The 24,540-nt window shown below is 72.2% G+C and carries 24 protein-coding genes and 2 tRNA genes; 16 read left to right on the top strand and 10 right to left on the bottom strand.

Annotated elements, in window-relative coordinates; all coding sequences use genetic code 11:
* Nucleotides 1-28: 28 nt before the first annotated feature.
* The gene (locus tag TCUR_RS18415; protein ID WP_148233056.1) at nt 29-370 is read right to left on the bottom strand and encodes a hypothetical protein; all 342 of its coding nucleotides are present in this window, start codon (nt 368-370) and stop codon (nt 29-31) included.
* Between the two features lie 287 nt (nt 371-657).
* On the opposite strand from TCUR_RS18415, the gene TCUR_RS18410 reads away from it, so the two are divergent.
* The gene (locus TCUR_RS18410) at nt 658-1,182 is read left to right on the top strand and encodes a M48 metallopeptidase family protein (protein WP_012854053.1); all 525 of its coding nucleotides are present in this window, start codon (nt 658-660) and stop codon (nt 1,180-1,182) included.
* Nucleotides 1,179-1,817, top strand: a complete 639-nt coding sequence (locus TCUR_RS18405; protein ID WP_012854052.1) for a DUF2064 domain-containing protein — start codon at nt 1,179-1,181, stop codon at nt 1,815-1,817. The genes TCUR_RS18410 and TCUR_RS18405 overlap by 4 nt, the downstream gene beginning before the upstream one ends.
* Nucleotides 1,818-1,826: 9 nt before the next feature.
* Here the strand turns inward: TCUR_RS18405 and TCUR_RS18400 are convergent, their stop codons facing one another.
* Genes TCUR_RS18400 through TCUR_RS18390 form a run of 3 tightly spaced genes read right to left on the bottom strand, consistent with a single transcriptional unit; the run spans nt 1,827 to nt 4,053 of the window.
* Complete coding sequence (locus TCUR_RS18400) at nt 1,827-2,342, bottom strand: NUDIX hydrolase (protein ID WP_012854051.1); 516 nt, start codon at nt 2,340-2,342, stop codon at nt 1,827-1,829.
* Nucleotides 2,343-2,401: 59 nt separating this feature from the next.
* Nucleotides 2,402-2,686 carry a hypothetical protein gene (locus tag TCUR_RS18395; protein ID WP_012854050.1) on the bottom strand — a complete coding sequence of 95 codons (285 nt, stop codon included), beginning with the start codon at nt 2,684-2,686 and terminating at the stop codon, nt 2,402-2,404.
* On the bottom strand, nt 2,683-4,053 hold the full coding sequence (locus TCUR_RS18390) for a zinc-dependent metalloprotease (protein WP_012854049.1): 1,371 nt from the start codon (nt 4,051-4,053) through the stop codon (nt 2,683-2,685). The genes TCUR_RS18395 and TCUR_RS18390 overlap by 4 nt, the downstream gene beginning before the upstream one ends.
* 88 nt (nt 4,054-4,141) lie before the next feature.
* Here TCUR_RS18390 and TCUR_RS18385 point away from each other — a divergent pair, with 88 nt between their 5' ends.
* Nucleotides 4,142-5,272 carry an NAD-dependent epimerase/dehydratase family protein gene (locus TCUR_RS18385; RefSeq protein WP_012854048.1) on the top strand — a complete coding sequence of 377 codons (1,131 nt, stop codon included), beginning with the start codon at nt 4,142-4,144 and terminating at the stop codon, nt 5,270-5,272.
* Nucleotides 5,273-5,514: 242 nt separating this feature from the next.
* Here TCUR_RS18385 and TCUR_RS18380 read toward each other — a convergent pair whose 3' ends face one another.
* Nucleotides 5,515-8,421, bottom strand: a complete 2,907-nt coding sequence (locus TCUR_RS18380) for a UPF0182 family membrane protein (protein WP_012854047.1) — start codon at nt 8,419-8,421, stop codon at nt 5,515-5,517.
* 131 nt (nt 8,422-8,552) lie between these two features.
* Between TCUR_RS18380 and TCUR_RS18375 the strand changes: the two genes are divergently transcribed.
* From TCUR_RS18375 to TCUR_RS18360, 4 genes are all read left to right on the top strand, one after another.
* Complete coding sequence (locus TCUR_RS18375; RefSeq protein ID WP_041440046.1) at nt 8,553-9,107, top strand: PPA1309 family protein; 555 nt, start codon at nt 8,553-8,555, stop codon at nt 9,105-9,107.
* Between the two features lie 6 nt (nt 9,108-9,113).
* The gene (locus TCUR_RS18370; protein ID WP_012854045.1) at nt 9,114-9,536 is read left to right on the top strand and encodes a molybdenum cofactor biosynthesis protein MoaE; all 423 of its coding nucleotides are present in this window, start codon (nt 9,114-9,116) and stop codon (nt 9,534-9,536) included.
* A gap of 83 nt (nt 9,537-9,619) precedes the next feature.
* Nucleotides 9,620-10,672, top strand: a complete 1,053-nt coding sequence (locus TCUR_RS18365; protein WP_012854044.1) for a YlbL family protein — start codon at nt 9,620-9,622, stop codon at nt 10,670-10,672.
* 51 nt (nt 10,673-10,723) lie between these two features.
* Nucleotides 10,724-10,797, top strand: a tRNA-Met gene (locus TCUR_RS18360).
* Between the two features lie 353 nt (nt 10,798-11,150).
* Here the strand turns inward: TCUR_RS18360 and TCUR_RS18355 are convergent.
* Nucleotides 11,151-11,465, bottom strand: a complete 315-nt coding sequence (locus tag TCUR_RS18355; RefSeq protein ID WP_012854043.1) for a hypothetical protein — start codon at nt 11,463-11,465, stop codon at nt 11,151-11,153.
* A gap of 631 nt (nt 11,466-12,096) precedes the next feature.
* Here TCUR_RS18355 and TCUR_RS18345 point away from each other — a divergent pair.
* The 7 genes from TCUR_RS18345 (at nt 12,097) to TCUR_RS18315 (ending at nt 18,906) form a co-directional block, all read left to right on the top strand.
* A tRNA-Met gene (locus tag TCUR_RS18345) sits at nt 12,097-12,170 on the top strand.
* Nucleotides 12,171-12,310: 140 nt separating this feature from the next.
* Complete coding sequence (locus tag TCUR_RS18340; RefSeq protein WP_012854042.1) at nt 12,311-12,694, top strand: DUF3054 domain-containing protein; 384 nt, start codon at nt 12,311-12,313, stop codon at nt 12,692-12,694.
* A gap of 569 nt (nt 12,695-13,263) precedes the next feature.
* Nucleotides 13,264-14,913, top strand: coding sequence for an AMP-binding protein (locus TCUR_RS18335; protein ID WP_012854041.1), 1,650 nt, complete (start codon nt 13,264-13,266; stop codon nt 14,911-14,913).
* Between the two features lie 181 nt (nt 14,914-15,094).
* Nucleotides 15,095-16,441: a cytochrome P450 gene (locus tag TCUR_RS18330; protein ID WP_012854040.1), complete on the top strand. Its 1,347-nt coding sequence runs from the start codon at nt 15,095-15,097 to the stop codon at nt 16,439-16,441.
* Nucleotides 16,438-17,241 (top strand): SDR family oxidoreductase, encoded by an 804-nt coding sequence (locus TCUR_RS18325; RefSeq protein ID WP_012854039.1) that lies wholly within the window; start codon nt 16,438-16,440, stop codon nt 17,239-17,241. The genes TCUR_RS18330 and TCUR_RS18325 overlap by 4 nt, the downstream gene beginning before the upstream one ends.
* Complete coding sequence (locus TCUR_RS18320; RefSeq protein WP_012854038.1) at nt 17,241-17,843, top strand: TetR/AcrR family transcriptional regulator; 603 nt, start codon at nt 17,241-17,243, stop codon at nt 17,841-17,843. The genes TCUR_RS18325 and TCUR_RS18320 overlap by 1 nt, the downstream gene beginning before the upstream one ends.
* Nucleotides 17,844-17,958: 115 nt before the next feature.
* The gene (locus TCUR_RS18315) at nt 17,959-18,906 is read left to right on the top strand and encodes a PP2C family protein-serine/threonine phosphatase (protein WP_012854037.1); all 948 of its coding nucleotides are present in this window, start codon (nt 17,959-17,961) and stop codon (nt 18,904-18,906) included.
* A gap of 16 nt (nt 18,907-18,922) precedes the next feature.
* Here TCUR_RS18315 and TCUR_RS18310 read toward each other — a convergent pair whose 3' ends face one another.
* A complete protein-coding gene (locus TCUR_RS18310) occupies nt 18,923-19,123 on the bottom strand; it encodes a hypothetical protein (RefSeq protein WP_245537097.1) in 201 nt (66 codons plus the stop codon).
* Nucleotides 19,124-19,201: 78 nt separating this feature from the next.
* Nucleotides 19,202-20,005, bottom strand: a complete 804-nt coding sequence (gene hisN / locus TCUR_RS18305; protein ID WP_041440040.1) for a histidinol-phosphatase — start codon at nt 20,003-20,005, stop codon at nt 19,202-19,204.
* 195 nt (nt 20,006-20,200) lie between these two features.
* On the opposite strand from hisN, the gene TCUR_RS18300 reads away from it, so the two are divergent.
* Nucleotides 20,201-21,091, top strand: coding sequence for a phenylalanine 4-monooxygenase (locus TCUR_RS18300; protein WP_012854034.1), 891 nt, complete (start codon nt 20,201-20,203; stop codon nt 21,089-21,091).
* 262 nt (nt 21,092-21,353) lie between these two features.
* A complete protein-coding gene (locus tag TCUR_RS18295) occupies nt 21,354-22,217 on the top strand; it encodes an MHYT domain-containing protein (protein WP_245536895.1) in 864 nt (287 codons plus the stop codon).
* 47 nt (nt 22,218-22,264) lie between these two features.
* Here the strand turns inward: TCUR_RS18295 and rsgA are convergent, their stop codons facing one another.
* Together rsgA and aroA are read right to left on the bottom strand one after the other, a co-directional pair.
* A complete protein-coding gene (gene rsgA, locus TCUR_RS18290) occupies nt 22,265-23,260 on the bottom strand; it encodes a ribosome small subunit-dependent GTPase A (protein ID WP_012854032.1) in 996 nt (331 codons plus the stop codon).
* On the bottom strand, nt 23,257-24,534 hold the full coding sequence (gene aroA / locus TCUR_RS18285; protein ID WP_012854031.1) for a 3-phosphoshikimate 1-carboxyvinyltransferase: 1,278 nt from the start codon (nt 24,532-24,534) through the stop codon (nt 23,257-23,259). Before aroA ends, rsgA begins: the two co-directional genes overlap by 4 nt.
* Nucleotides 24,535-24,540: the final 6 nt, after the last annotated feature.

Raw genomic sequence — 24,540 nt, 5'->3', positions numbered from 1 at the left:
TTCGCCGGCGGTGAGGGACGGCCCGGCGTCAGCTCCCGGCCGCCGTCGCCGAAGGACGCCGGGGGAGCGGCCGGTCGCCGGCACGGCTCGGGCCGCCGCTCCGCAAGGCGGCGCCGCGCTCGGCGAGCCGGCCGGCCGCCAGGGACATCACCACCGGTGCGGTGATCTCGATGACCCGGATCATCGACCCGGCCGGAATCCCCCACCGCCGTGCGGCCTTCCGCACGGCCTGGCCGGCCAGCCCGCCGCTCAACGCGCCGAGGGCGCCGGCCGCGATCCGTGCGCCCAGCGGCCACCGAGCACCCGCCGCGCCGCCGTCGTTCCTCCCGCCGTCCCGGCTCATCGCAAACCCCCGAAGCTCGACTGTCACGGTGAGTACCCGATCAAGCGCTCACGGAAGCCTCTTTGGGTGACCGGCGAGACTCGTGGGACGGGATGGACCCTCCGCACCCTGTGAATAACTTGTGGACAAGCTGGGTGAAACCTGTGGACAACAGGCCTCTCGGCTGTGGACACAACTGGGGATGCGTTAAATTCACGTTCCTGACCAGGTAAAACAGGGATGCCCCCCTGTGGAGAAAGCAAAAACTTGGGTACCGTCTAGGTGTGCCTCCCCCCAATGTCGAGGTTCGCCGCAGCGCCCGGCGCAGGCGGACCGTGTCCGCCTACCGAGACGGAGACAAGACTGTGGTGCTGCTGCCTTCTCGGCTGTCGGAGGCCGAGGCGGAACACTGGGTGGCCACCATCCTGGAACGGCTGGCCGAACGGGAACGCCGCCGGCGCCCCAGCGACGCGGCGCTGCTGAACCGGGCGCGCGAGCTGTCCCGGCGCTACCTGGACGGACGGGCCAACCCCTCCAGCGTGCGCTGGGTGGACAACCAGCGCACCCGCTGGGGCTCGTGCACCCCCGACGACGGCACCATCCGGCTGTCCAGCAGGCTGCGCGGCATGCCCGCCTGGGTGGTCGACTACGTGCTGATCCACGAGCTGGCGCACCTGCTCGTCCCCGGCCACAACGCCCACTTTTGGAAGCTGGTGGCCAACTACCCCAAGGCCGAACGGGCCCGCGGCTATCTGGAAGGCGTGGCCGCGGCGGCCAACCTGCCCATCAGCGCCTTCGACGAACCTCCCGCCACCGCCCGGCAACCCGAACGCGACGCCGGCCGGGAGGCCACCGGGTGACCACCCGCTTCGCCGCCGTCCTGGCGATGCCGTCCCCCGCCGACCCCGCCCCGCCCGGCATCGACCCCGGCAAGCTGCGCCTGGCCATGCTGGAGGACGTCTACGAGGTCGTGGCCGGGCTCGAACTGCTCACCCCCGCCCTGATCCGGCACCCCGCATACCCGCCGGACGCCGAGGACGTCACCTGGCCGGGCACCGCGATCCTGCACGCGGAAGACCCGGACGCCGCCCTGCGCGCCCTGGCCGAACGCGGAGCCGACCAGGCCGTGCTCGTCGCCCCCGACGCCCCCGACCTGCCGCCCCTGCTGATCGGCAAACTGCTGCGCGCCCTCGGCCGCGCCGCGGCCGCCGCCTGCCCCGCCACCGGCGGCGGGCTGGTCGCCCTGGCCGTCCGGCTGCCGGCCCCCGCCTGGCTCACCGAGACGCTGCCGGCGCTCGGCCTCACTCTGGAGGCCCCCGACGCCCTGGCACGCCTCACCGCCGCCGCGCCCCGGACCGGCCTGGTCCGCCGCACCCCCGCCTGGCACCGCCTGCGCACCCCCGCCGACCTGGAGTATTTGGACCCCGGCCTGGAAGGCTGGGAGAACACCCGCGCCCTGCTCTCCGGCCACCCCCTGCCCGGCCTGCCGCTTTGAACCCGCAGGTCACAAAGCGGCGACGGCGCAGGCCACCAGAGTGCGGACGAAGTCGTCGGTGAGGTCGGGCAGCGAGTCCACCGGGAACCAGCGCAGATCGACGGACTCGGCGCTGATGCGGTGCCGGGCCCGAGGCGGGGCGATCGCCACGTACTGCACATCCAGGTGGTAGGAGCCCTGCGGGTGGCAGTGGACCCGGTGCCGGCCGATCTGCACCGGATCCTCCAGCAGCCGCAGCCCGGCGATCCCCGACTCCTCGGTGGCCTCCCGCAGCGCGGCGGCGGCCAGCGACTCATCGCCCGGCTCGCAGTGCCCGCCCAGCTGCAACCACAGCCGGTGCTTGTGGTGCAGGGTCAGCAGCACCTGGGAGCCGGAGGAGTCCAGCACCACCGTGCTGGCGGTGATGTGACCCGGCACGCACTCGCGCCACACCCCATCGGGGTGGGCCGCCAGATGCCGCAGGAACTCCCGGCGCAAGTGCTCCTGCGCGGCATCCGGCGCCCGCCAGCCCTCCAGCACCCGCACCGCGTCCGCGTGCAGGGCGCCGCCCTCCCGGCCGCGGGGGCGCCGCGGCGACTGCGCCGTCACGCCTCTCCGATCAGCCGGCGCCGGCGGCGCTCCTGGTCGTGCGGGCGCTCCCAGCGGACGGCCCCGGCCATGATCCGGATCGGGGCGTGCCGGGGTGCGGCGAACGGCGCCTCCGGCCACTCACCGCGCAACGGGCGGGCCGTGCCGGCACCGGGAAGGGACGTCCGGCCGGCCCCGGCCGAGCCCGGGCAGACGTTGCCGGAACCCGGCGGCCGGCGGCGCGGCGGCCGGTGGACGTCGAAACGGCGGCTGAGCGCGCAGTGCGCGCTCCAGACGCTCAAGACCCCTCCGGACGGTCGCCCGAGCCGTCCGGCTCGTCGCCGTCCGCCTCGCCGGAAGCGTCGGTGAGCTTGGACAGATCCAGGTCCGACAGCCCCGAACTCTCCGCCCGGCCGTGCACGAAGCCGTCCGGGTCGTCCAGGTCGTCGGCGGTGGGCATCAGATCGGGGTGCGTCCACACCTCGTCCCGCCCCTCATGGCCGCGGGCCTCGGTCAGCGCCCGCCACAGCGCACCGGCCTCGCGCAGCCGCCGGGGCCGCAGCTCCAGGCCGACCAGCGTGGCGAAGGTGCGCTCGGCCGGCCCGCCGGTGGCGCGGCGGCGCCGCACCGCCTCGGCCAGCTTGACCGTGTTGGGCAGCCGCCCCTCGGCCACGCCGTTGACCACCGTGTCCACCCAGCCCTCGATCAGCGCCAGCGCCGTCTCCAGCCGCAGCAGCGCCGCCTTCTGCTGGGGGGTCTCCTCCGGCTGCAGCGAGATCTCCCCGCCCAGCGCCCGCTGCAGCGCCTCCGGATCGGACAGGTCCAGCCCCGTCATGGCCCGCTCGATGCCCGACAGGTCCACGGTGATGCCGCGGGCGTAGTCCTCCACCGCGCCCAGCACATGCGCGCGCAACCACGGCACGTGCGCGAACAGCCGCTGGTGGGCGGCCTCCCGCAGCGCCAGGTACAGCCGGACCTCCTCGGCGTCCACCTCCAGGCCCTCGCCGAAGGCCGCCACCCCGGCCGGCAGCAGCGCGCCCACCCCCGCGGGGGCCAGCGGCAGCCCGATGTCGGAGGAGCCGACCACCTCCCGGGCCAGCGCGCCCAGCGCCTGCCCGGCCTGCCCGCCGACCATCGCCCCGGCCATCTGCTTGACCATGCTGATCAAGGGGCCGGCCATGGCCTGCATCTCCTCGGGGATGGGGCCGCCGATGCCGCCGCTGAGGGCGCCGCCCATCGACTCCACCATCCGGGCGGCGATCGGGTCGCAGATCGTCGACCACACCGGCAGCGTCCGCTCGATCCACTCCGAACGGCTCCAGGCCTCCGGGGTGCGGATGCCGGCGGGGATCACGGTGCCCTCGTCCAGCCACAGATCGGCCAGCCGCAGCGCCTCGATCACCTGCTTGCGCTCGGCGTCCACGACGGCGGGATCTCCTTGCCCGGCCACCGTGTGACGGGCGATGTTCTTGGCCAGATCCCAGTTCAGCGGCCCGGTGCCGCCCGCGCCGGGAGCGCTGCTTTGGATCATGTCGGCGAACTGGCGCAGCATGTCGGCGAACTGCCGCATGTCCCCGCCCAAGGCGGAGAAGGGATCGGTCGGCTTGCCGGACGAGGAGTCGTCGCCCTCGTCACCCGGCCGGTTGAAGCCGAAGGGCAGATCACTCATCGTCTCGCCCCCAAGCGGCATGATGGGACCATACGGCCACGTTAGCCGGTCCTGGCAACGAGGCGTACTCAGGAAGGGGGCGCTGACCTTGACAAGTGGAAAGGTTCGCCCTCGGCGTAGCACGGCCCCGGTCGTCGCCGTCACCGGCGCGGCCACCGGAGTCGGCCGCCTGCTGGCCCGCCGCCTGGCCGCCGGCGGCCGGGTGCGCAAGGTCGTGGCGATCGACGGCAGCCGGGGGGACGCGCCCGGGGTGCTGTGGCGGGTGGCCGACGTGCGGGACCCGCTGTTGTTCAGCCGGCTGGCCGACGTGGACGTGCTGGTCCACACCGACGTGGACGGCTCGCCCGACACCGACCCGCGCGAACGCCGCACCTACAACGTGCGGGGCGCCCAGACGGTGGTGACGGCGTGCGCCGCCGCCCGGGTGCGGCACGTGGTGCTGGTGACCAGCGCGATGGTGTACGGGGCGGCGCCGGACAACCCGGTCCCCCTGCCCGAGGACGCGCCGCCGAGAGCCGAGGCCGACTTCGGCATCGTCGGCGACTACCTGGAGATGGAGGAGACGGCCGCCCAGGCGGCGCGCATCCACCCCGGCCTGGCGGTCACCGTGGTCCGCCCCGCCGCGCTGGCCGGGCCCGGCGTGGACACGGTGGTGACCCGGCACTTTGAGGCACCGCGCCTGCTGGCCGTCAAAGGCTGCGCGCCCCGCTGGCAGTTCTGCCACATCGAGGACCTGGCCGCCGCGCTGGAACAGGTCGCCGTCGGCGCGCTGGCGGCGGGACCGTCCGCCGCGCCCGGCCGTCCCGCGCCGGGCCGTCCCCCCGCGGTGGTGGCGGTCGGCTGCGACGGCTGGCTGGAGATGGCGGAGGTCGAGGAGATCACCGGCAGGCGGCGCCTGGAGCTGCCCGCCGCGGTGACCTTCGGCACCGCCCAGCGGCTGCACCGGCTGGGCCTGACCCCGGCGCCCGCCACCGACCTGCACTACGTCGCCTACCCCTGGGTGGTCGACTGCGCCACGCTCCGCTCCGCCGGCTGGAAGCCCGCCTACGACAACGCCTCGGCGCTGCGCGCCCTGCTGGAGGAGAGCGCGGGCCGCCGCGCCCTGGCCGGCCGCCGGCTCGGCGGCAGGGAGGCCACCATGGCCACCGCCGCCGGCGCCACCGTCGCCGTCATCGGCGCCGCCGCGGCCGTCCGCCGCGCCCGCCGGCGCCGCCGCTGACCCGTCCGCCCCGCCGGCGCAAGCCGCTCACGCGACGGCGGCACGGACGTCCCCATGGCGCGTTGGGCCGCTCATGCGGTGCAGCCGCTCGCGTGGCGTGGCTGCGGGACGCTCCATGGCACAGCGCCGACGTTCATACCGGTGGCGCGGGCCGCTTGTGCGGCATGAGGCGTTCAAACGGAAACGGCCCCGACGCGGGCAGCGCGTCGGGGCCGTTTCCGCATTTCACGGCCGCTTGGGCCTCACTCCCCGGGGGACGGGCTCGCCGAGCCGGACGGGGACGGGCTGGGGGAGGACTGGGACTGCTGGGCCGATGCCCGCTGGGCCTCGGCCAGGCGGTTCAGCGCGTCCTGCAGCTTCCGCTGCGCCTCGCCGTAGGCCGCCCAGTCCGGCGGCGACTTGCTCAGCGCATCCTGGCCCTCCTGGAAGTACCGCTGGGCGTCCGCCAGGGCCTGGCGGGCGTCGGCGTTCAGGTCGTCGCCGGAAGGCGGCTCGGCGTCATCCTGCTGCGCCGGCGGGGCCGCGCCGCCGCCCTTGAACAGCTGCTCCAGCGCCGCGTCCAGGGTGTCGCCGGCGGCGACCTTGTCACCGAAGGCCACCAGCACCTGCCGCAGCACCGGGTAGGGCTCCTGCTCCGAGCCGCCGGCCGCCTGGGCGTACATCGGCTCCACATACAGCAGCCCGCCGCCGAACGGCAGCGTCAGCAGGTTGCCGGGCACCGTCCGGGTGCCGCCCTGGCGCAGCTTGAACAGCACGTCCTTGACCGCGGTGTCGGCCTCGAAGGAGTTCTGGATCTGGCCGGGGCCCTGGATCAGCGAGTTGCGCGGCAGCTCCAGGATCCGGATCCGCCCGTAGTTGGGGCCGGGCGTGGAGTCCACCGCCATGAACGCCGCCAGGTTGGGACGGCCGCGCGGGTTGAACACCGTGGTCAGCGAGAACTGCGCGCTCTGGTCACCGGGCAGCTTCAGGCTCAGGTAGTACGGCGGCTGGGCCCGGCCCGGCGAGGTCGGGTCCTGCGGCACCTGCCAGAAGCCCTGCGCGCCGTAGAAGGCGTCGGCCTGGGTCACGTGGTAGCGCGCCAGCACCTGCCGCTGCACCTTGAACAGGTCCTGCGGGTAGCGGAAGTGCTGCATCAGCTCCGGGGAGATGGCGCTCTTGGGCAGCACGGTGCCGTCGAAGACCTTCATCCAGGTCTTGGCCACCGGGTCGTTCTCGTCCCACAGGTACAGCCGGACCGTCCCGTCGTAGGCGTCCACCGTCGCCTTGATCGAGTTGCGGATGTAGTTGATGTGGTCGTTGGCCTGGCGGGCCACCGCCGAACGGGTGTCGGTGACGGTGTCGCGGGTGGCGTCGCCCAGGCTCATCCGCTCGGCGTACGGGTAGCCGTTGGAGGTGGTGTAGCCGTCCAGGATCCACACGATCCGGCCGTTCACCACCGCCGGGTAGGGGTTGCCGTCCAGCGTCAGCCAGGGCGCCACCCGCTGCACCATCTCCCGCGGCGTCCGGTGGTAGAGGATCTTGGCGCCCTCGTTGATCGCCCCCGACAGCAGGATGTTGCGGTCGGAGAACTTGGTGGCGAACAGCAGGCGGTTGAACAGCGAGTCCACCGGCACGCCGCCCTTGCCGGTGTAGGTGGTGTTCTTCTGCCCGGCGGGGCTGTCGTCGGGGTAGTCCAGCTCCTGCTGGCCCTTGCCGCCGACGATCGAGTAGCTGTTGGACAGCTCCCCGAAGTAGATCTGCGGCTTGTCGATCTTCAGCTCGCCGGTGGGCGGCATGTCCTTGGTCACCCACTGCGGGGTGCCGTTGCCGGCCAGCTGCTCGCCGTAGCCGGAGACGAACCCGTAGCCGTGGGTGTAGACCAGCCGGTCCTTCACCCAGCTCTGCTGCCCGGCCGGCGCGCCCGACAGCTCGCGGACGGCCACCACCACGTCCCTGGTCTTGCCGTCGATCTGGTAGCGGTCCACATCCAGCGTGTCGGGGAAGCGGTAGAAGTTACGGCCCTGCTGCAGCTGCTGGAAGGTCTCGCCGACCACGTTCGGGTCCAGCAGCCGCACCCCGGTCAGCGCCCGCGCCTCGGAGGACAGCTTGGCCGGGTCGCTTTCGGGCTGCCCGCCGTAGGGGATCACCTCCGCCTTGTCCACCCCGTAGGCGCGGCGGGTGGCGTCGATGTTGCGCTGGATGTACTGCCGTTCCTTGGCCAGCTCGTCCGGCTTGACCTGGAACTGCTGGATCAGCAGCGGGTAGACGCCGCCGAGCAGGATCGCCGCCACCACCATCAGCGACAGCCCGACCCCCGGCAGCATCATCCCGCGCCGCCAGATGTTGACGAAGAACAGCGCGGCGCAGATCACCGCGATGACCGCCAGGATCGTCTTGGCCGGCAGCACCGCGTTCAGGTCGGTGTAGCCGGGGCCGCTGACCACGCCGCGTTCGGAGTTGGCCAGCCCGTACCGGTCGAACCAGTACGCCGCCGCCTTGAGCAGCACGAACAGGCCCACCAGCACCGACAGGTGGGCCTTGGCCGGCGGGCTGGCCTTGTCGCCGGGCCCCTGCAGCCGCAGCCCCCCGTACAGGTAGTGGACCATCAGCGCCATCAGCAGCGACAGGATCACCGCGGCGAACAAAAAGCCCAGCACCAGCCGCGCGAACGGGTAGGTGAAGACGTAGAACGAGACGTCCTTGCCGAACTGCGGGTCCTTGACGCCGAACTGCGTGCGGTTCACGAACGCCAGCCACACCGGCCACTGGCCGGCCATCGACGAGCCGGTCAGCAGCGCCAGCATGGTCACGATGCCGAAACCGATCAGGCGGCGGTGCGGGTCCACCGCGGCCCGGTAGCGCTCCAGCCCCTGCTGCTCCACCGACAGCGGCCGGTAAGACGGCCGCAGCCGGTAGGCGATCACCATGTTGGCACCGACGATCAGTGCCAGCAGCAGGCCCGACCCCACGAACAGGCCGACCCTGGCCCACAGCTGTGTGGTGAAGACGGAGGAGAAGCCGACCGACCGGTACCACAGCAGGTCGGTCCAGACGGTGGTGAACACCAGATAGGCCACGACCAGCGCGGCCAATGTCGCCAATATGGGCAACAGCAATCGAGTCCGGCCGGTACCCAGCCGCCGGCTGAATCCGGGAGTCCGGAAGGTCACGGGTTCCTCCGCTTCGTCGCTCGGCTCGGCGGCCTCCGCTTCGGGGCGTGCGGCCGGGCCGCCGTGTTCATATGCAACTTATCGAGGAAGAGCAGGGTTCCCGTTCCGGTCCGCGTCCCAAAGCGGGAAAGATGGACCCCGTGACTCTGCTCGAAGAAGCCGTCCTCGATCTGGAACGCCACGCGGCCGCGGCCGGGTGGGACGCCCCCCCACGACTGTATGCGCTGGTGGAGAGTGCCGAACTGCTGCGGCGGGAACCGGCGCTGGCCGAGCGGTTCCACCTGTCGGAGGACGAGAACACCCTGGTGGTCCTGGAACAGGAGGCGCTGCCGCACTCGCACTCCATCGAGGAGGCGCTGGCCCGCATCGCCTGGCCGCCGACCGTCGCCGGCTGCGCCCTGGTGATCGAGCGGATCATCCTGCCTCCCGACGTGGAGGAGGAGATGCCCGAGGACGAGGCCGCCGCCCTGGAGTGGGCCGCCTCCCACCCGCGGCACGACGACGTGCGCATCGTGGTGGGCGTCCTGCGCGACGGGGAGCGGCATTCGGTGCTGCGGGTGCGCCGCCACGACACCGACGAGGAGGTCCTGTCGGGGCCGGACCTGGTGCCCGCCCTGGCCGACCAGCTGGCCGCCACCTTGGAGCCCGACCTGCCGGAGGAGCCGGAACAGGCCGAACGGAGGTAGCTTCCCGTGGACGTCATCCGTCTCGCCGGCATCCGCCAGACCCCCCTGTCGGTGGACGAGGTCTTCGCCGCCGTCGGCGACGACTCCGCCGGCGGCACCGCGCTGTTCGTCGGCACCGTCCGCGACCACGACCACGACCGTCCCGTCACCCGCCTGTCCTACAGCGCCCACCCCACGGCGGAACGGGAGCTGCGCGCGGTCATGGAGAAGGTCGCCTCCGACTTCCCGGTGCGCGCCATGGCCGCCGTGCACCGGGTCGGCGACCTGCGGGTCGGCGACCTGGCGGTGGTGGTGGCGGTGTCCTGCCCGCACCGCGCCGAGGCGTTCGCCGCCTGCCGCCGCCTGATCGACGACCTGAAGGCCCAGGTCCCCATCTGGAAGCATCAGTTCTTCGCCGACGGGACCGACGAGTGGGTGGGCGCGTGCTGACAGCGGCCCTGACAGGAGGGCGAAGGCCGGGTAACCGGGCTCAGCCGGGCATGCCGGTACCTACCGCCGGATAGCCTTGGCGCATGTCTCGCCGTGCCGCCACGCTGGTCGTCGCCAGCGCGTTGATCTTGGTGCTCGGAATCGTCGGGGTGCTGCTGCCGGTGCCGTACGTGGCGCTGACCCCCGGCCCGACCTACAACACGCTGGACAAGACCGAAGACGGCAAGCCCCGCATCCTCATCGACGGGCGGCGGGTCTACGAGGACGGCGGTCACCTCAACTTCACCACGGTCGCCTACCGGGGCGGCCCCGGCAACCGCATCGACCTGCTCACCGCGCTGCGCGGCTGGCTGGACGATGAGACCGCGATCGTCCCCGAGGAGACCATCTTCCCCAAGAACGAGTCGGTCAAGGACGTCGAGCGGGAGAACACCCGGCAGATGGCCGACTCCCAGAGCAACGCCGTGGCCGCGGCGCTCAACCAGCTCAAGATCCCGATCGGCACCCGGGTCCTGGTCGACTCGGTGCAAGCGGGCATGCCCGCCGAGGGGCTGCTGCGGCCCGGCGATGAGATCGTGGCCGTGGACGGCCGCAAGGTCACCGGGGTCGAGGCCGTCACCACCGAGATGGGCTCCCGCAAACCCGGCGACAAGGTCACCCTCACCGTGGTGCGCGGCGGAAAGCAGCAGGACGTCACCGTCACCACCGTGGCCTCCTCCGACGGCAAGCGCGCCGTCGTCGGCGTGCTGCTGGGCCAGGACTACCGCTTCCCGTTCAAGGTCACCATCACCGTCGGCGACGTCGGCGGCCCCAGCGCCGGGCTGATGTTCTCCCTGGCCATCGTGGACAAGCTCACCCCCGGCCCGCTGACCGGCGGCAAGTTCGTCGCCGGCACCGGCACCATCACCCCCGAGGGGCGGGTCGGGCCGATCGGCGGCATCCAGCAGAAGATGATCGCCGCCCGGCAGGCGGGCGCCACCATCTTCCTCACCCCCGCCGACAACTGCGGCGACGCCGTGCCCGCCGCCCCCAAGGGACTGCGGCTGGTGCGCGTGGAAACCCTGGACGGGGCCATCAAGGCCCTGGACGCCCTGCGCACCGGCCAGGGGGAGGTCCCCTCCTGCCCCCGGAACTGAAAACGATTTGGCCTTCGGCCCCGAATGGTCGTACAGTGAATACGCACTCGACGCGGGGTGGAGCAGTTCGGTAGCTCGCTGGGCTCATAACCCAGAGGTCGCAGGTTCAAATCCTGCCCCCGCTACGAAAGTCCGGTCCCGGCTGGTCGCAGCTTTTGGCTGCTTCCGGTCGGGACTTTCGTTTGTGTTGGTCCGGGGGGGGCGACCCCCCGGAGCCCCCCGGTGTGGGGGCTCTGCCCCCACGCCCCCGGGTGGGTGCAAGGTTCCCGGTGATGAAGACCTGGTGATTCTAGGGGCTGGGTGTTTGTTCCTGGTTTGAGGGTTTTGTTCGGGAAGCTCTTGTTTTTGGGTTGGGGGGTGGGCGTGGGGGCTCTGGCAGAGGTGTTTTGGGGAAGAGCCGTTGATTTTAGGGGAAGTGGTCTTCCGTGGTGCTTGCGGAGTTGTGGTCGTGAGGGTGGGGGGTGCTTGCGTGTGGGGGTCAGCGGAAGAATGCGTCGAATTTGACGGTGTTCTCCTCGATTGAGGTGACCTGGATCGTCAGGGGGCCCAGGGGGGTGCGGGAGCCGGTCCTCAGGGTGACGGTGGGGGTGCCTTCGACCTGGAGGCGGACGGTGTCGGGGCCGATTTCCCTGATGCGGACGTCGTAGTCGTTGACCTCGATGGTCTGGCCTGCGCCCTTGACGGTGACGTGGCAGGTGCCGTTGAAGCAGCTCTGGGTGTGGCTTTGGCAGGCGGTGAGGGGGAGGGCGGCGGCCAGGCAGAGGGCGGTGAGGGTGGGAGCGTTGCGTTTCATGAGGGGGAGGTTAGGGAGCGGGGTGTCCTGGGCGGTACGGGCAGGTGTCCTGTTTCGGGTGGGTGTTTGCGGTGGGGGTTTGCGTTAAGACCCTCTCGTCGAAGGGGCATGGTCGGTCGAATCGGCCCTTGCCGCTGTCTCGGCAGATGGCCGGTCCGGTGGGGCTGTGCATTCCCGCGTTGGGGCCGTCCGCTCGGGGCGTCGGCCGGAACTCGACCGTGATCGCCGGTTGATCGCTCCGGAGCGGTGCGACCTGGTTGGCTGCCGGGCTTGAGCCGGGTGTCGCTGTGATCGCCGGGTATGAGTGCTTCCGTTCCGGCGCCGTCTTCTGCCGGTTGCGTGAGCTTGGGTGCGGCGACCGGATTCACGTCGATGGTGGGGACGGCCGCCACGTTCGTTGTGCGGTGGCCGGCTCGCTGTCCCGAGATCGCCGTGTCCGGTGAGGTGGCCTGCCGCGCTGCGGGTGACCGGCTGGAGCTGCGCCTGATCACCTGCGGTGGCGCCTTCGGCCGGGTCCGCCGCGGCTGCCGTGACGGTGTGGTGGTCTTGGCGGTACCGGCGGGTGGCTGAGCCGGTCGGTCGCTTCGGTTTGCACAAACAGTGGAGGCCCCATAGAGTTAGGGCACGTCACCGCGGGGTGGAGCAGTTCGGTAGCTCGCTGGGCTCATAACCCAGAGGTCGCAGGTTCAAATCCTGCCCCCGCTACGAAGGTCGAAGGCCCGGTCGGTCGCAGATTCGTCTGTGAGCGGCCGGGTCTTTGCGTGTGTGCCTCCGCGGCCTCGGGCGGCCGTCTGCGGGGACGGGGCGTGGCCGGGGGGTCGGGGAAGGGCCGATAGCCTCGGGATATGCGTGCTTGGACGGCCGGTGGGCTGGACGTCGTCGGCGTGGTCGCGTTCGTGGCCATCGGGCGGGCCAGCCATGGTGAGTCGGGCGGAGTGGCCGAGCTTGCGGGAACGGCCTGGCCGTTCCTGGCGGCGCTGGCGGTCGGCTGGGCGGTGCTGCGCGCCTGGCGGCGGCCGGCGGAGCCGGCGCCGATCGGGCTGGGCGTCTGGGGGATCACCTTGGCGGGGGGCATGGTGCTGCGGGCCCTGTCAGGGGGCGGTGTCGCGGTCAGTTTCGTGATCGTCGCCGGGATCTTCCTGGCGCTGGCGCTGATCGGCTGGCGGGCGGTGGTGCAACTGGCCGAACGGCACGGGGCCGCCGGGCGGCGGGAACACGGACGCGCCTGAGGGCTGAACTTTTTCGCCGTGCGGTCTTAAGAGCCGGCGGTGGGGGCCTCGGCGGCGTTCTTCCGGCCCGTCGCGTCGTCCTTGGAGCGTGAGGAGCCCGCCCCGATCGGCGGAGACGGTGTGTCGGAAGAGGTCCGCTGAGCGTGTGCCGGCGTGCCGTTGATACCCCTGAGGCGGTGCGTGCGGTGGATCCGCGGGTCTTGGCGGGAGCGGGTGTCGCTCAGCAGGGCACATCGGCATGCGAACGCACGGGCGGGACGTGCCTCGTCCAGGGAGCGGGACAGGGGTGATGTGATGCACGCCACTCTTCCCGCGGAAGATCCGGGTGAGCGGGCCCGGGGAACTTGATCAATGGCGACAATGCGGGAAATTTTTTTGTCATTCCGCTCACAAAAAAGAAAGCGCTGGTGAGGCGGGAAGCGGCCGGCCGAACGCAAGGCGCGGCGGACACGGTGGAGAGTGCCTGCGCCGGGGCCTGTTGACGTGAATACTCACTCGCTGATGAAGTTACCCCCTAGTCACATGGGGGCGGGGAACGCCTGTGGCGGGCTTTTGCGAAAGGGATGGCCATGAGCTCAGCGCTGCGTGATTGGCTGGACAAGCCGCAGGTCGATCGCGGTATCCGACTGGCGGCCGACGACGGCGGGTGGGAGTACCGGGGCTATGGGGAGCTGGCTTCGGCGGCGCGGCGTACCGCGGCGGCGCTCATCGAGGCGGGCGTGCGGCCCGGGGACGTGGTGTGCGTGGTGCTGCCCACCGACTTCACGTGCGTGGAGACCTATTTCGGGGTGTGGGCGGCCGGGGCCACGGTCTGCCTGATCACGCCGCCGCTGTTCCAGGACGGCGACGACTATGTGGCCCATGTGGCGGCCATCCTGCGCCAGGCCCGGCCCAAGCTGACCATCTCCTCGGCCGGGCTGGCGGAGCTGGTGGGGCGGGCGATGCAGGCGGCCGGCCTGGAGGGCGAGCCGTGGCTGCCCCGTCAGGCCGCTGCGGAGGCGGACGTGCAGGAGGCGGGGGAGCTGGCGCTGCTGCAGTTCACCTCCGGCTCCAGCGGCGAGCCCCGCGGCGTCATGGTCACCTGGGACAACCTGGAGGCCAACTGCGAGCTGATCGCCCGCACCGCCGGTTTCCAGGACGGCCACGAGGTCGCCTCCTGGCTGCCGCTCTACCACGACATGGGGCTGATCGGCTGCTTCATCACCCCGATCTCCCGGCAGGGCGACCTGTGGCTGATGCGGCCGGACCAGTTCATCCGCGACCCGGCCCGCTGGATCCGCTGCTTCGCCACCGCCAAGCACACCGCCGCCCCGCCGTTCGCCTACGCCTACGTGGCCCGCCGCGTCAAGCCCGAGCAGCTGGAGGGGCTGGACCTGTCGGGCTGGGAGACGGCGCTGGTGGGGGCCGAGCCGATCGACCCGCACGGGCTGGAGGTCTTCGCCCAGTTGCTGGAGCCCTTCGGGTTCTCCCGCAAGGCCTTCAAGCCCGCCTACGGCATGGCCGAGACCACCTTGCTGGTGACCATGGACAACGCGCTGCGCGAGCCGCTGGCGGTGCACCCCGATCCGGAGTCGCTGGCCTTCGGGCAGCCGGTGCGGATCCTGGACCGCCACACCCTGGGCCCGGCCTCGGTGGGCGCCAAGTCCGGCTGGGTGGTCGGCACCGGGACGCCCGAGGAGGACGTGCCGGTCACCATCGTCGACGACGACGGCCGGGAGCTGCCCGAGGGGCACCTGGGGGAGATCGTGGTCGGCGGGGCCTCGGCCTGCCGGGGCTACTACGCCGGGGCCCAGGGCAAGTCGACCCGGTTCATCGACGGCAAGGTCTACACCGGCGACGCCGGGTTCTTCTACGACGGGCAGCTGTTCGTGCTGGGCCGGATGGGCGACAGCATCAAGGTCCGCGGGCGCAGCGTCTACGTGGAGGACCTGGAGGCCAAGATCGCCGAGCTCACCGGGCTGGGCAAGGGCCGGATCGTGCTGACCAGCGTGCCGGGCGCCGGCAGCAAGGGCGTGGCGCTGTTCGCCGAGACGAACGCGGCGGACTGGGAGGGCCGGGTCCGCGAGTTCCTGCGGCGCCGGCTCGGCGGGGACGTGACGGTGACGATCGTGATCGGCTCCGGGCTGATCCAGCGCACCTCCAGCGGCAAGCCGCGCCGCCGCTACATGTGGGAGCGCCTGCAGGCCGGACGGATGGAGGGCGCGCGGATCATCGGCTGATCCAGACGCCCGTCAGCGCCGCCCCCGGGACGGACCGTCCCGGGGGCGGTGTGCTTGGGGGAGAGGCCGAACTTTATCCAACTGTCATAAGTAAGGGCTTGCATACCCCTAGACGTCCGGATTGTGGCGCGATACAACGAAGTTACAGAAATTGCTCTTCTGTTCCTCACCAGGGGGAGCCATGCCCAAAGTCCTCGCGCCACCGCCTCCCGGCAGCGACCTCAAGCCGGTCCTCGGCGACCCGGGCCTCCCGCTCATCGGCAACACCCTCCAGACCATGCGCGACCCGTTCGGGATGGCGCGCAACCGGTACCTGCGGTTCGGCCCGGTCACCTGGGGATGGACGCTGGGACTGCGCACGGTGATGGTGCAGGGCCCCGAAGGCGCCGAGGCGATCCTGGTCAACAAGGACAAGGCGTTCGCCAACGGCCCCGCGTGGACCTACTACATCGGTCCCTTCTTCCGGCGCGGCATCATGCTGCTGGACTTCGAGGAGCACCTGCACCACCGGCGCATCATGCAGCAGGCCTTCACCAGGCCCAAGATGCGCAGCTACCTGGAGATCATGACTCCGGGCATCACGCGGGGCATCAAGGCCTGGCCCACCGGGGACGGCTTCCAGTTCTACAAGCGCATCAAGCAGCTCATGCTCGACCTGGCCATCGACGTCTTCGTGGGCGTCGACCTGGAGCAGGCCGAGATCGACCGGCTCAACGGCGCCTTCATCGACGCCGTCCGCGCCGGGACCGCCATCATCCGCACCTCCGTGCCCGGCCTGCGCTGGCACAAGGGGCTGCAGGCCCGCAAAGAGCTGGAGGCGTTCTTCTACCGGCACCTGCCCGCCAAGCGGCGCGACGGCGGGGACGACCTGTTCGCCGCGCTGTGCCAGGCCGAGACCGAGGACGGGCACCGCTTCACCGACGAGGACGTGGTCAACCACATGATCTTCGCGTTGATGGCGGCCCACGACACCTCCACCATCACCATGACCACCATGGCCTACTACCTGGCCAAGCACCCCGAGTGGCAGGAGCGGGTGCGCGAGGAGTCCCAGGCCCTGGGCAAGCCCACGCTGGACTTCGACGACATCGACAAGCTGGTCTCCCTGGACCTGGTGATGAAGGAGGCGCTGCGGCTGGTGCCGCCGGTGCCCGCGCTGCCCCGCCGGGCCGTCAAGGACACCTCCATCCTCGGCTACCACATCCCCAAGGGCACCACCGTGGTGGTGGCGGCGCTGACCAACCACCGCATGCCGGAGATCTGGAAGGACCCCGAGCGCTTCGACCCCGAGCGGTTCGCCGAGCACCGCCGCGAGGACAAGGTGCACCGCTACGCCTGGGCCCCCTTCGGCGGCGGCGCCCACAAGTGCATCGGCATGCACTTCGCCGGCGTCCAGATCAAGTCCGTGCTGCACCAGGTGCTGCTGAACTACCGCTGGAGCGTCCCCCGCGGCTATGAGTGGCCGCTGGACACCACCTCCCTGCCGTCCCCCAAGGACGGCCTCCCGGTCAGGCTGGAGCGCCTATGAGCAAGGTCATCGCCATCACCGGCGGCGCCCGCGGCATCGGCTACGCCACCGCCCGGACGCTGGTCGCCAAGGGCGCCAAGGTCGCCATCGGCGACATCGACGAGACCGCGGTCAAGGAGGCCGGGGAGCGGCTGGACATCCCGGCGCTGAAACTGGACGTCACCGACCGGGACTCCTTCACCGCCTTCCTGGAGGCGGTGGAGGACCGGCTCGGCAGGCTGGACGTGCTGGTCAACAACGCCGGCATCATGCCGATCGGCCCGGTCACCGGCGAAAGCGACGCCGACGCCCGCCGCTGCCTGGACGTCAACGTGCACGGCGTGATGCTCGGCACCAAGCTGGCGCTGGAGCGGATGCTGCCGCGCGCCGACGGCCACATCATCAACATCGCCTCGGTGGCCGGGGTGCTGCCCACCCCCGGGCTGGCCCTCTACAACGCCAGCAAGGCCGCGGTGGTGGCGTTCACCGAGGCCACCCGGCTGGAGGTGCGCGACCGCGGGATCAAGGTCGGCGCGGTGCTGCCCTCCTTCACCGACACCGAGCTGATCGCCGGCACCCGCAGCCCCCGCGGGCAGCGCAACTGCCGGCCGGAGGAGATCGCCGCCGCGGTGGCCCGCATGATCGCCAAGCCGGTGCCGCAGCTGGTGGTGCCGCGCAGGCTCACCGCCCAGCTGCGGCTGATGGGGCTCATCCCCGACCCGGTCAAGCGGGCCGTGGCCCGCTACTACGGGCTGGACACCCTCTTTTTGGATTTCGACCGCAACGCCCGCAAGGGCTACGACTCCCGGATCCGCGCCTGATGGAGGGGTTGCTGAGCCGCCGGGCCGAGGCCGAGCCGGACGCGCTGGATGTGCGGATCCTGGACGCGGCGCTGGCGGAGTTCGAGACCTATGGACTGCGCCGGGTCAGCGTGGAGGACGTCGCCCGGCGGGCCGGGGTGGCGCGCACCACCATCTACCGGCGGTTCAGCAACAAAGACCAGCTGTTGCAGGCGGTGATCCTGCGCGAGTGCCGGCGGTTCCTGTCGGAGATCTCCGCCGCCACCGAAGGGCTGTCGGCCCGGGACGCGCTGGTGGAGGGGTTCGTGGCCGGGCTGCGGGAGGCCCGGTCCAACCCCCTGCTGACCCGCGTCCTGCAAAGCGAGCCGGAGGTGTTCCTGCCTCAGCTCAGCATGAACGGCGGCGCGATCATGCTGGCCGCCCGCGACATCCTGGCCGAGCGGCTGGGCCGCGACCACCCCCAAGACGGTGAGGACCTGAACGCGGTCTGCGAGATCCTGCTGCGCGTGGCGATGTCGCTGCTGCTGGTCCCCGGCGGCGGCCTGGCGGTCTACGACGACGACAGCGCCCGCGCGCTGGCCCGCCGTCACCTGCTCCGCCTGCTGCCGCCGGCCATCGGCTGATGCGCATCGCGCCGGTCCGGGCGAATCCGGGGAATCTCCTCACCATTGGTGATCATTTCACTACCATTCGCCTCATTGATCTGCCTGTCGGGGGTTCGAAGCGGATGGGGGCGCTATGCGGCAGGTGGCGGCGGGGGCCGCGGCACTGGGGGCGGCGACGGCCCTGGCGGTACTGCACTGGGGGAACGCCCCGGCGCTGGCCGCGGCGGCCCCGGCAGTGGCCGTCCCCGCCTGGCTGTGGTCCCGCTCGGTGACCCGCCGCGACCGGGAACTGGCCGAGCTGCGCCGCGTCGCCGAGGCGGTGCAGCAGGCGCTGCTGCGGCCGGTGCCCAAGCGGCTGGGCGACCTGCGCACCGAGGTGCGCTACCTGGCCGCCGACGCCGCCGCCGAGGTCGGCGGCGACCTGTACGACGTGCTGTCCACCCCGTTCGGCACCCGGCTGATCATCGGTGATGTCAGCGGCAAGGGCCTGGAGGCGGTGAGCGGGGCGGCCGACGTGCTGGGCGCCTTCCGGGAGCTGGCGCGGCGCGAACCGTCGCTGGCCGCGGTGGCGATGCGGCTGGATGCGCTGGTGCGCGACCGCCTGGGCGGTGCGGAGGGCTTCGTGACCGCCCTGTTGGTCGGGCTGCCCAAGGGCGACCGGCCGGCCGAGATCGTGCACTGCGGGCATCCGCCCCCGCTGCTGCTGCGGGACGGCCGGGCCGCCTGCGTCGAGCCGGTGCTGCAGTTCCCGCCGCTGGGCCTGCTGGAGCTGGCCGGCGGCTGGTGCGCCGGCGAGCCGCTGCCGCTGCGGCCCGGCGACCGGCTGCTGCTGTACACCGACGGGGTGAGCGAGGCCCGCGACGGCGAGGGGATGTGCTACCCGCTGGCGCGGCGAGTGGAGGAACTGGCGCGCGGGCAAGAGGGCCACTGCCCCGGGCGGCTGTTGACCGCGCTGGAGCGGGACCTGCGGCGCCACACCGGGGGACGGCCGGCCGACGACGCGGCGCTGCTGCTGGTGCAGCTGGAGGCCGTCCCGCCCGTCCGCCCGCACGCGGACCTGGCCGTCCGGCGCGCCGGCTGAGGCGCGCCGGCGTCCCTCAGCTCCCCAGGCGCTTGCGGGCCTGGCCGCGCAGCCGGCGGCGCTGCGAGGGGTCGAGCATCAGGTAGGCCGCCACCGGCAGCGCGATGACGCCCAGCACGATGAGCGTCGCGATGAGCGGCCCCAGCAGCTTCAGCGCGATGAACGCCACGGCGACCCCGCCGATGACGATGACAGCCTTGTTGGCCAATGCCGACACCTCCCACAAGCCGGTACCGGGAGAACGACCGCGGCCCGCCGGTGGTTCCGGGCGCCGTCTTTTGCGGGTCCGTCCGGCTCAGGCGGGCGACGATGCGTCCCGGCCGCCCAGCATGTCCAGCACCCGGGCGTGCAGCAGGCCGTTGGTGCACACCACGCTGCCGCCGCCGGGGCCGGGCACCCCCGCCAGGTTGGTGAACACGCCGCCGGCCTCCTCCACGATGACCTGCAGCGCGGCCAGGTCCCACAGCGACACCTCCGGCTCGGCGGAGATGTCCACCACGCCCTCGGCGACCATCATGTGCGACCAGAAGTCCCCAAAGGCCCGGGTCCGCCACACCGCACGGGTCAGGTCCAGGAAGTTCTCCAGCCGGCCCTGCTCCTCCCAGCCGCTCAGACTGGAGAACGACAGCGAGGCGTCCGACAGCTCGGCCACCGACGACACCCGCATCCGGGCGGCCTGCGACAGGCTGCGGCCCGTCCAGGCGCCGCCGCCGCGGGCCGCCCACCAGCGGCGGTTCAGCGCCGGGGCCGACACCAGGCCGACCACGACCTCCTCGTTCTCCATCAGCGCGATCAGCGTGGCCCACACCGGCACGCCGCGCACGAAGTTCTTGGTGCCGTCGATGGGGTCGATCACCCAGCAGCGCTCTCCCTGCCCGGAGCGCCCGTACTCCTCGCCGAGCACCGCATCGCGCGGCCGGGCCCGTTTGAGCGTGCCGCGCACCTGTTCTTCGACCGAACGGTCGGCGTCGCTGACCGGCGTCAGGTCGGGCTTGGTGTCGATGCGCAGGTCCAGCGCCCGGAACCGCTTGGTGGTGATGTCATCGGCCGCGTCCGCCAGCACGTGCGCCAGCCGCAGGTCATCGGAGTAGTCCGCCACGAGGTGCCACGCTACCGCGATCACCCCCCGCCCCGACACACCCGCCGCGCCGCACGGGGGAACCGCTTTCCGCCGGGCCCGCCGTCCGGCCCGGATCTGAACCGCCCGCTGCGAGAGCAACCGGACGCTCTTGCCATCCCCTTCCAGAGCTGGTCTTCTCGGAAGCATGGCATCGCTTCAATGAGGAGGCGGCAGATGATGGAGGAAGCGCAGTACTTCGCGCCCGTGATCCAGGACGAGCACGGTGAGGTCACCGTGGAATTGGCCAAAAGCCACCCTGGTTTCGCGGACCCCGTCTATCGCAGCAGGCGCAACGCGATCGCGCGGCTGGCACTGGAGCACCGGAGCGGCGACCCCGTCCCGGTGGTCGAGTACACCGCCGAAGAGCACGAGGTCTGGCGCCTGGTCAGCCGGGAACTGCAGGCCAAGCACCGCCGCTATGCGGTGCGGGAGTTCCTGGAGGCCAAGGAGAGGCTGGCGTTGCCGCAGGACCGGATCCCGCAGCTGCAGGAGGTCTCCGACCGGCTCGGGGAGCTGACCGGGTTCGGCTATCTGCCGGCCGCCGGACTGGTGCCGCTGCGGGAGTTCTACGGCTCGCTGGCCGACTCCCTCTTCCACTCCACCCAGTACATCCGGCACCACTCCGCCCCGTTCTACACCCCGGAGCCGGATGTGATCCACGAGGTCATCGGGCACGGCAACACCCTGGCCTCCGACCGGTTCGCCGAGCTGTACCGGCTGGCCGGACGGGCGGCCCGCCGGGTGGAAAGTCAGGAGGCGCTGGAATTCGTCTCCAAGGTCTTCTGGTTCACCTTGGAGTTCGGGGTGATGACCGAAGGCGGCGAAGTGAAAGCCTACGGCGCCGGGATCCTGTCCTCCTACGGGGAGATCGAGGAGTTTCAGAAGATGAACATCCGGCCGCTGGACATCGCCGCCATGGGCACCACCGGCTACGACATCACCAAGTACCAGGACGTGCTGTTTTGCGCCGAGTCGCTGGACCACCTGGAAGATGTGGTCGGGACGTTCTGGGCGGACTGCGACGACGATTCGATCGCCGCGCTCGCGGCATCGGCGGGCTCTTAGCGGTACGGCCGGCCCGCCCCCAGCGGGGAGGTTCTGCAGGCACATCGATGCGGCACCGCCGTGCCCCTTTGCGCGGGCGCGGCGGGTCCCGCACGGGCCTTCGGGGGTGTCCCCTTTCGGGTATGGCCTGTGAACGCCGTGGCCTCTACGATTACCGTCATTTGACGGGGTAATAGGGGAATAAGGGGAGTCACGGGACAGGCCGATGGCCGAAGTGCAGCATTTTTCTTTCGAGATTCTCACGCCGGTTCTGGCCTATCTGATGTCCTGCATCGGGTCGTTCCTGGGCCTGCTCTGCGCGGCCCGCGGCCGGGAGGGAACGGCCGGCAAGAGGGCGGCCTGGCTGGCGCTGGGCGCCGTCTCCATCGGCGGCACCGGCATCTGGGTGGTGCACTTCGTGGCCATGCTCGGCTTCCACGTGCCGGGCATGGAGATCCGCTATGACGTCCCCCTGACCCTGGCCGGCGCCCTGCTGGCGGTGGCCGTGGTGGGCGCCGGCCTGTTCATCGTGAGTTTCGGCCGCATGCGCCCGCCCGCGCTGGTGACCGGCGGGGTGACGGCCGGGCTCGGCGTGGCGGGCATGCACTACCTGGGCGTGCGGGCCATGCGCCTGCCCGGGCGCATCTCCTACGACGCCGCGTTCGTCGCGCTGTCGGTGGTGATCGCCATCGTGGCGGCGACCGCCGCCCTGTGGTTCGCCTCCCGGGTGGCGGGGACCTGGGCGACCATGGGCGCCGCGGCGGGCATGGGAGTGGCCGTCAGCGGCATGCACTACACCGGCATGGCCGCGGTCCGCGTCCACCCCGACCCCGCGCTGGGCCGGCCGAGCGGCGCCGCGGCGTTCGACTTCCTGCTGCCGCTGATCGTCGGCATCAGCGTCCTGGCCATGCTGCTGCTGTTGATCATTGGGCTGGCCGCCGGGGACGAGCCGGACCGGCCGATGCCCGCCCTGCCGGCGGGAGATCCCGCGCACGGGCCGGACCGGGCGGCCCGGGAACGCCCCGCGGACGGGCCCGAGACCGGCGGGAGGACGGAACGGAACGCAGGCCCGCCGCCGATCATCAAGCCGTCGCGGATCTCCGGCGAGCACCGGACGGCGGGCCGCTGGTTCGGCGGCACCGACTGACCCGGCTCTCCGGCCCGGGACGGGCGCAGGCCGTCCCTCGGGGAGGTTCAGTCCTCCGCGGAGCGCTCCCGGCTGGCCAGCAGCCGGCGCAGCGAATCCAGCCGGGCCCGCTCGGCGTGCCCCTCGGCGACCCACTCGTCCAGGGCGCAATGCTCCTGCAGGTGGTTGCAGTGCGGCGGGCAGTGCTCGGCGCCCTCGGCCAGGTCGGGGAAGGCGGCCACCACGTCCTCGGGCTTGACGTGGGCCAGCCCGAAGCTGCGCACCCCCGGGGTGTCGATGATCCAGCCGCCCTCCGGCAGCTCGAAGGCGATCGCCGAGGAGGAGACGTGCCGTCCCCGGCCGGTCACCGCGTTGACCTCCCCGACCGCCCGCCCGGCGCCCGGCACCAGCGCGTTCACCAGCGTGGACTTGCCCACCCCGGAGTGCCCCACCAGCACGCTGAGCCGCCCGCGCAGCCGCTTTCGCAGCTCTCCCAGGTCGGCGCCCCGCTGCGTCACCACATACGGCACGCCCAGCGGCGCGTAGATCGCCAGCAGCTCCTCGGGACCGGCCAGGTCCGACTTGGTCAGGCACAGCAGCGGGTCCAGCCCGGCCTCATAGGCCGCCACCAGGCAGCGGTCGATCATCCGGGGCCGCGGCGGCGGGTCGGCCAGCGCGGTCACGATCACCATCTGGTCGGCGTTGGCCACGATGACCCGCTCGAACGGGTCGGCGTCGTCGGCGGTGCGGCGCAGCGCCGAACGGCGCGGCTGCACCCGCACGATCCGCGCCAGCGTGTCGGGGTCCCCGGAGACGTCCCCCACCAGCGCCACGTGGTCGCCCACCACCACGCTCTTGCGGCCCAGCTCCCGGGCGCGCATCGCGGTCACCGTCCGGTCCTCCACCAGGCACCGGTAGCGGCCCCGGTCGACCGCGGTCACGAAACCGGTGACCGCGTCCTCGTGGGCGGGACGGCGGCGGGTGCGCGGCCGGGAGCCACGGCGGCCCGGACGCACCCGGACATCGTCTTCGTCGAAATCTCTCAGACGGCGTGCCAGCGTCAACCCTCCAGCATGCCGGTCCACAGCTCGGTGAAGCCGGGCAGGGTCTTGCCCACCGTGGCGACGTTCTCCACCACGATGCCCTCGACCGCCAGGCCCAGCACGGCGGCGGCCATCACCATGCGGTGGTCGTCGTAGGTGCGCACCAGCCCGCCGTGCAGCGGACGCGGCCGGATCTCCAGCCCGTCCGGCAGCCGGCGGACGTCCCCGCCCAGCGCGTTGATCTCATCGGCCAGCGCCGCCAGCCGGTCGGTCTCATGGCCGCGCAGGTGCGCGATGCCGGTCAGGCGGGAGGGGGAGTCGGCCAGCGCGGCCAGCGCCGCGATCACCGGGGTCAGCTCGCCCACATCGCGCAGATCGGCCCGCAGCCCGCGCAGCGTCCCGTCCCCGTGCACGGTCAGCCCCTGCGGCCCCAGCGAGACCCGCCCGCCCATCTCGGCCAGCAGGTGCCGCAGCGCGTCGCCGGGCTGGGTGGTCTCGGCCGGCCAGCCCGGGACGGTCACCCGCCCGCCGGCGACCAGCGCCGCCCCCAGGAACTGCGCCGCGTTGGACAGGTCCGGCTCGATCACCTGCTCGCCGCCGCGCAGCGGCCCCGGGGCCACCCGCCACAGGTTCCGCCCGGTCTCCACCACCGCCCCGGCGTCCTGCAGCATCCGCACCGTCATCGCCAGGTGCGGGGCCGACGGCACCGGCGGTCCCTCGTGCCGCACCTCCACGCCCTTGGTGAAGCGGGGCGCGGCCAGCAGCAGCCCGGACACCAGCTGGGAGGAGGCGGAGGCGTCGATGGTGACCGACCCGCCGGCCAGCGAGCCGCGGCCGTGCACCGTGAACGGCAGGCAGCCGCGGCCGCCGTCGTCGATCTCGGCGCCCAGGGCGCGCAGCGCGTCGATGATCGGCCGCATCGGCCGCTGCCGGGCCCGCGGGTCGCCGTCGATGGTGACCTGGCCGCGGGTCAGCGCCGCCACCGGCGGCAGGAAGCGCATCACCGTGCCCGCCAGGCCCACGTCCACGTGCACCGGCCCGGCCGGCCCGGCGTGGTCGCCCGGCGTCACCAGCCAGTCGTCGCCCTCGGCGTCCACCCGTACGCCCAGCTCGCGCAGGCCCTGGGCCATCAGCTCGGTGTCCCGGCTGTGCAGCGGGCGCACGATGCGGGTCGGCTCCTCGGCCAGCGCCGCCAAGATCAGCGCCCGGTTGGTCATCGACTTGGAGCCCGGCAGCACGACCGTCGCCGCCAGCGGGCCGCGGGCCGTGGGTGCGGGCCAGTTCGGGGTGGACATAACCGC

The organism is Thermomonospora curvata DSM 43183 (genome assembly GCF_000024385.1).
Classification (GTDB): Bacteria; Actinomycetota; Actinomycetes; order Streptosporangiales; family Streptosporangiaceae; genus Thermomonospora; species Thermomonospora curvata.
The sequence above is the reverse complement of the archived record's forward strand: the minus strand, read 5'-3'. Positions and strand labels throughout refer to the sequence as shown.

Excerpts from the sequence above, each read along its gene's own strand:
- TCUR_RS18390 (WP_012854049.1), bottom strand. The coding sequence starts at position 4,053 with ATGAGTGATCTGCCCTTCGGCTTCAACCGGCCGGGTGACGAGGGCGAC.
- TCUR_RS18375 (WP_041440046.1), top strand. The coding sequence starts at position 8,553 with ATGGACCCCGTGACTCTGCTCGAAGAAGCCGTCCTCGATCTGGAACGC.
- TCUR_RS18365 (WP_012854044.1), top strand. The coding sequence starts at position 9,620 with ATGTCTCGCCGTGCCGCCACGCTGGTCGTCGCCAGCGCGTTGATCTTG.
- TCUR_RS18355 (WP_012854043.1), bottom strand. The coding sequence starts at position 11,465 with ATGAAACGCAACGCTCCCACCCTCACCGCCCTCTGCCTGGCCGCCGCC.
- TCUR_RS18340 (WP_012854042.1), top strand. The coding sequence starts at position 12,311 with ATGCGTGCTTGGACGGCCGGTGGGCTGGACGTCGTCGGCGTGGTCGCG.
- TCUR_RS18335 (WP_012854041.1), top strand. The coding sequence starts at position 13,264 with ATGAGCTCAGCGCTGCGTGATTGGCTGGACAAGCCGCAGGTCGATCGC.
- TCUR_RS18330 (WP_012854040.1), top strand. The coding sequence starts at position 15,095 with ATGCCCAAAGTCCTCGCGCCACCGCCTCCCGGCAGCGACCTCAAGCCG.
- TCUR_RS18325 (WP_012854039.1), top strand. The coding sequence starts at position 16,438 with ATGAGCAAGGTCATCGCCATCACCGGCGGCGCCCGCGGCATCGGCTAC.
- TCUR_RS18320 (WP_012854038.1), top strand. The coding sequence starts at position 17,241 with ATGGAGGGGTTGCTGAGCCGCCGGGCCGAGGCCGAGCCGGACGCGCTG.
- TCUR_RS18315 (WP_012854037.1), top strand. The coding sequence starts at position 17,959 with ATGCGGCAGGTGGCGGCGGGGGCCGCGGCACTGGGGGCGGCGACGGCC.
- TCUR_RS18300 (WP_012854034.1), top strand. The coding sequence starts at position 20,201 with ATGATGGAGGAAGCGCAGTACTTCGCGCCCGTGATCCAGGACGAGCAC.
- TCUR_RS18295 (WP_245536895.1), top strand. The coding sequence starts at position 21,354 with ATGTCCTGCATCGGGTCGTTCCTGGGCCTGCTCTGCGCGGCCCGCGGC.
- aroA (WP_012854031.1), bottom strand. The coding sequence starts at position 24,534 with ATGTCCACCCCGAACTGGCCCGCACCCACGGCCCGCGGCCCGCTGGCG.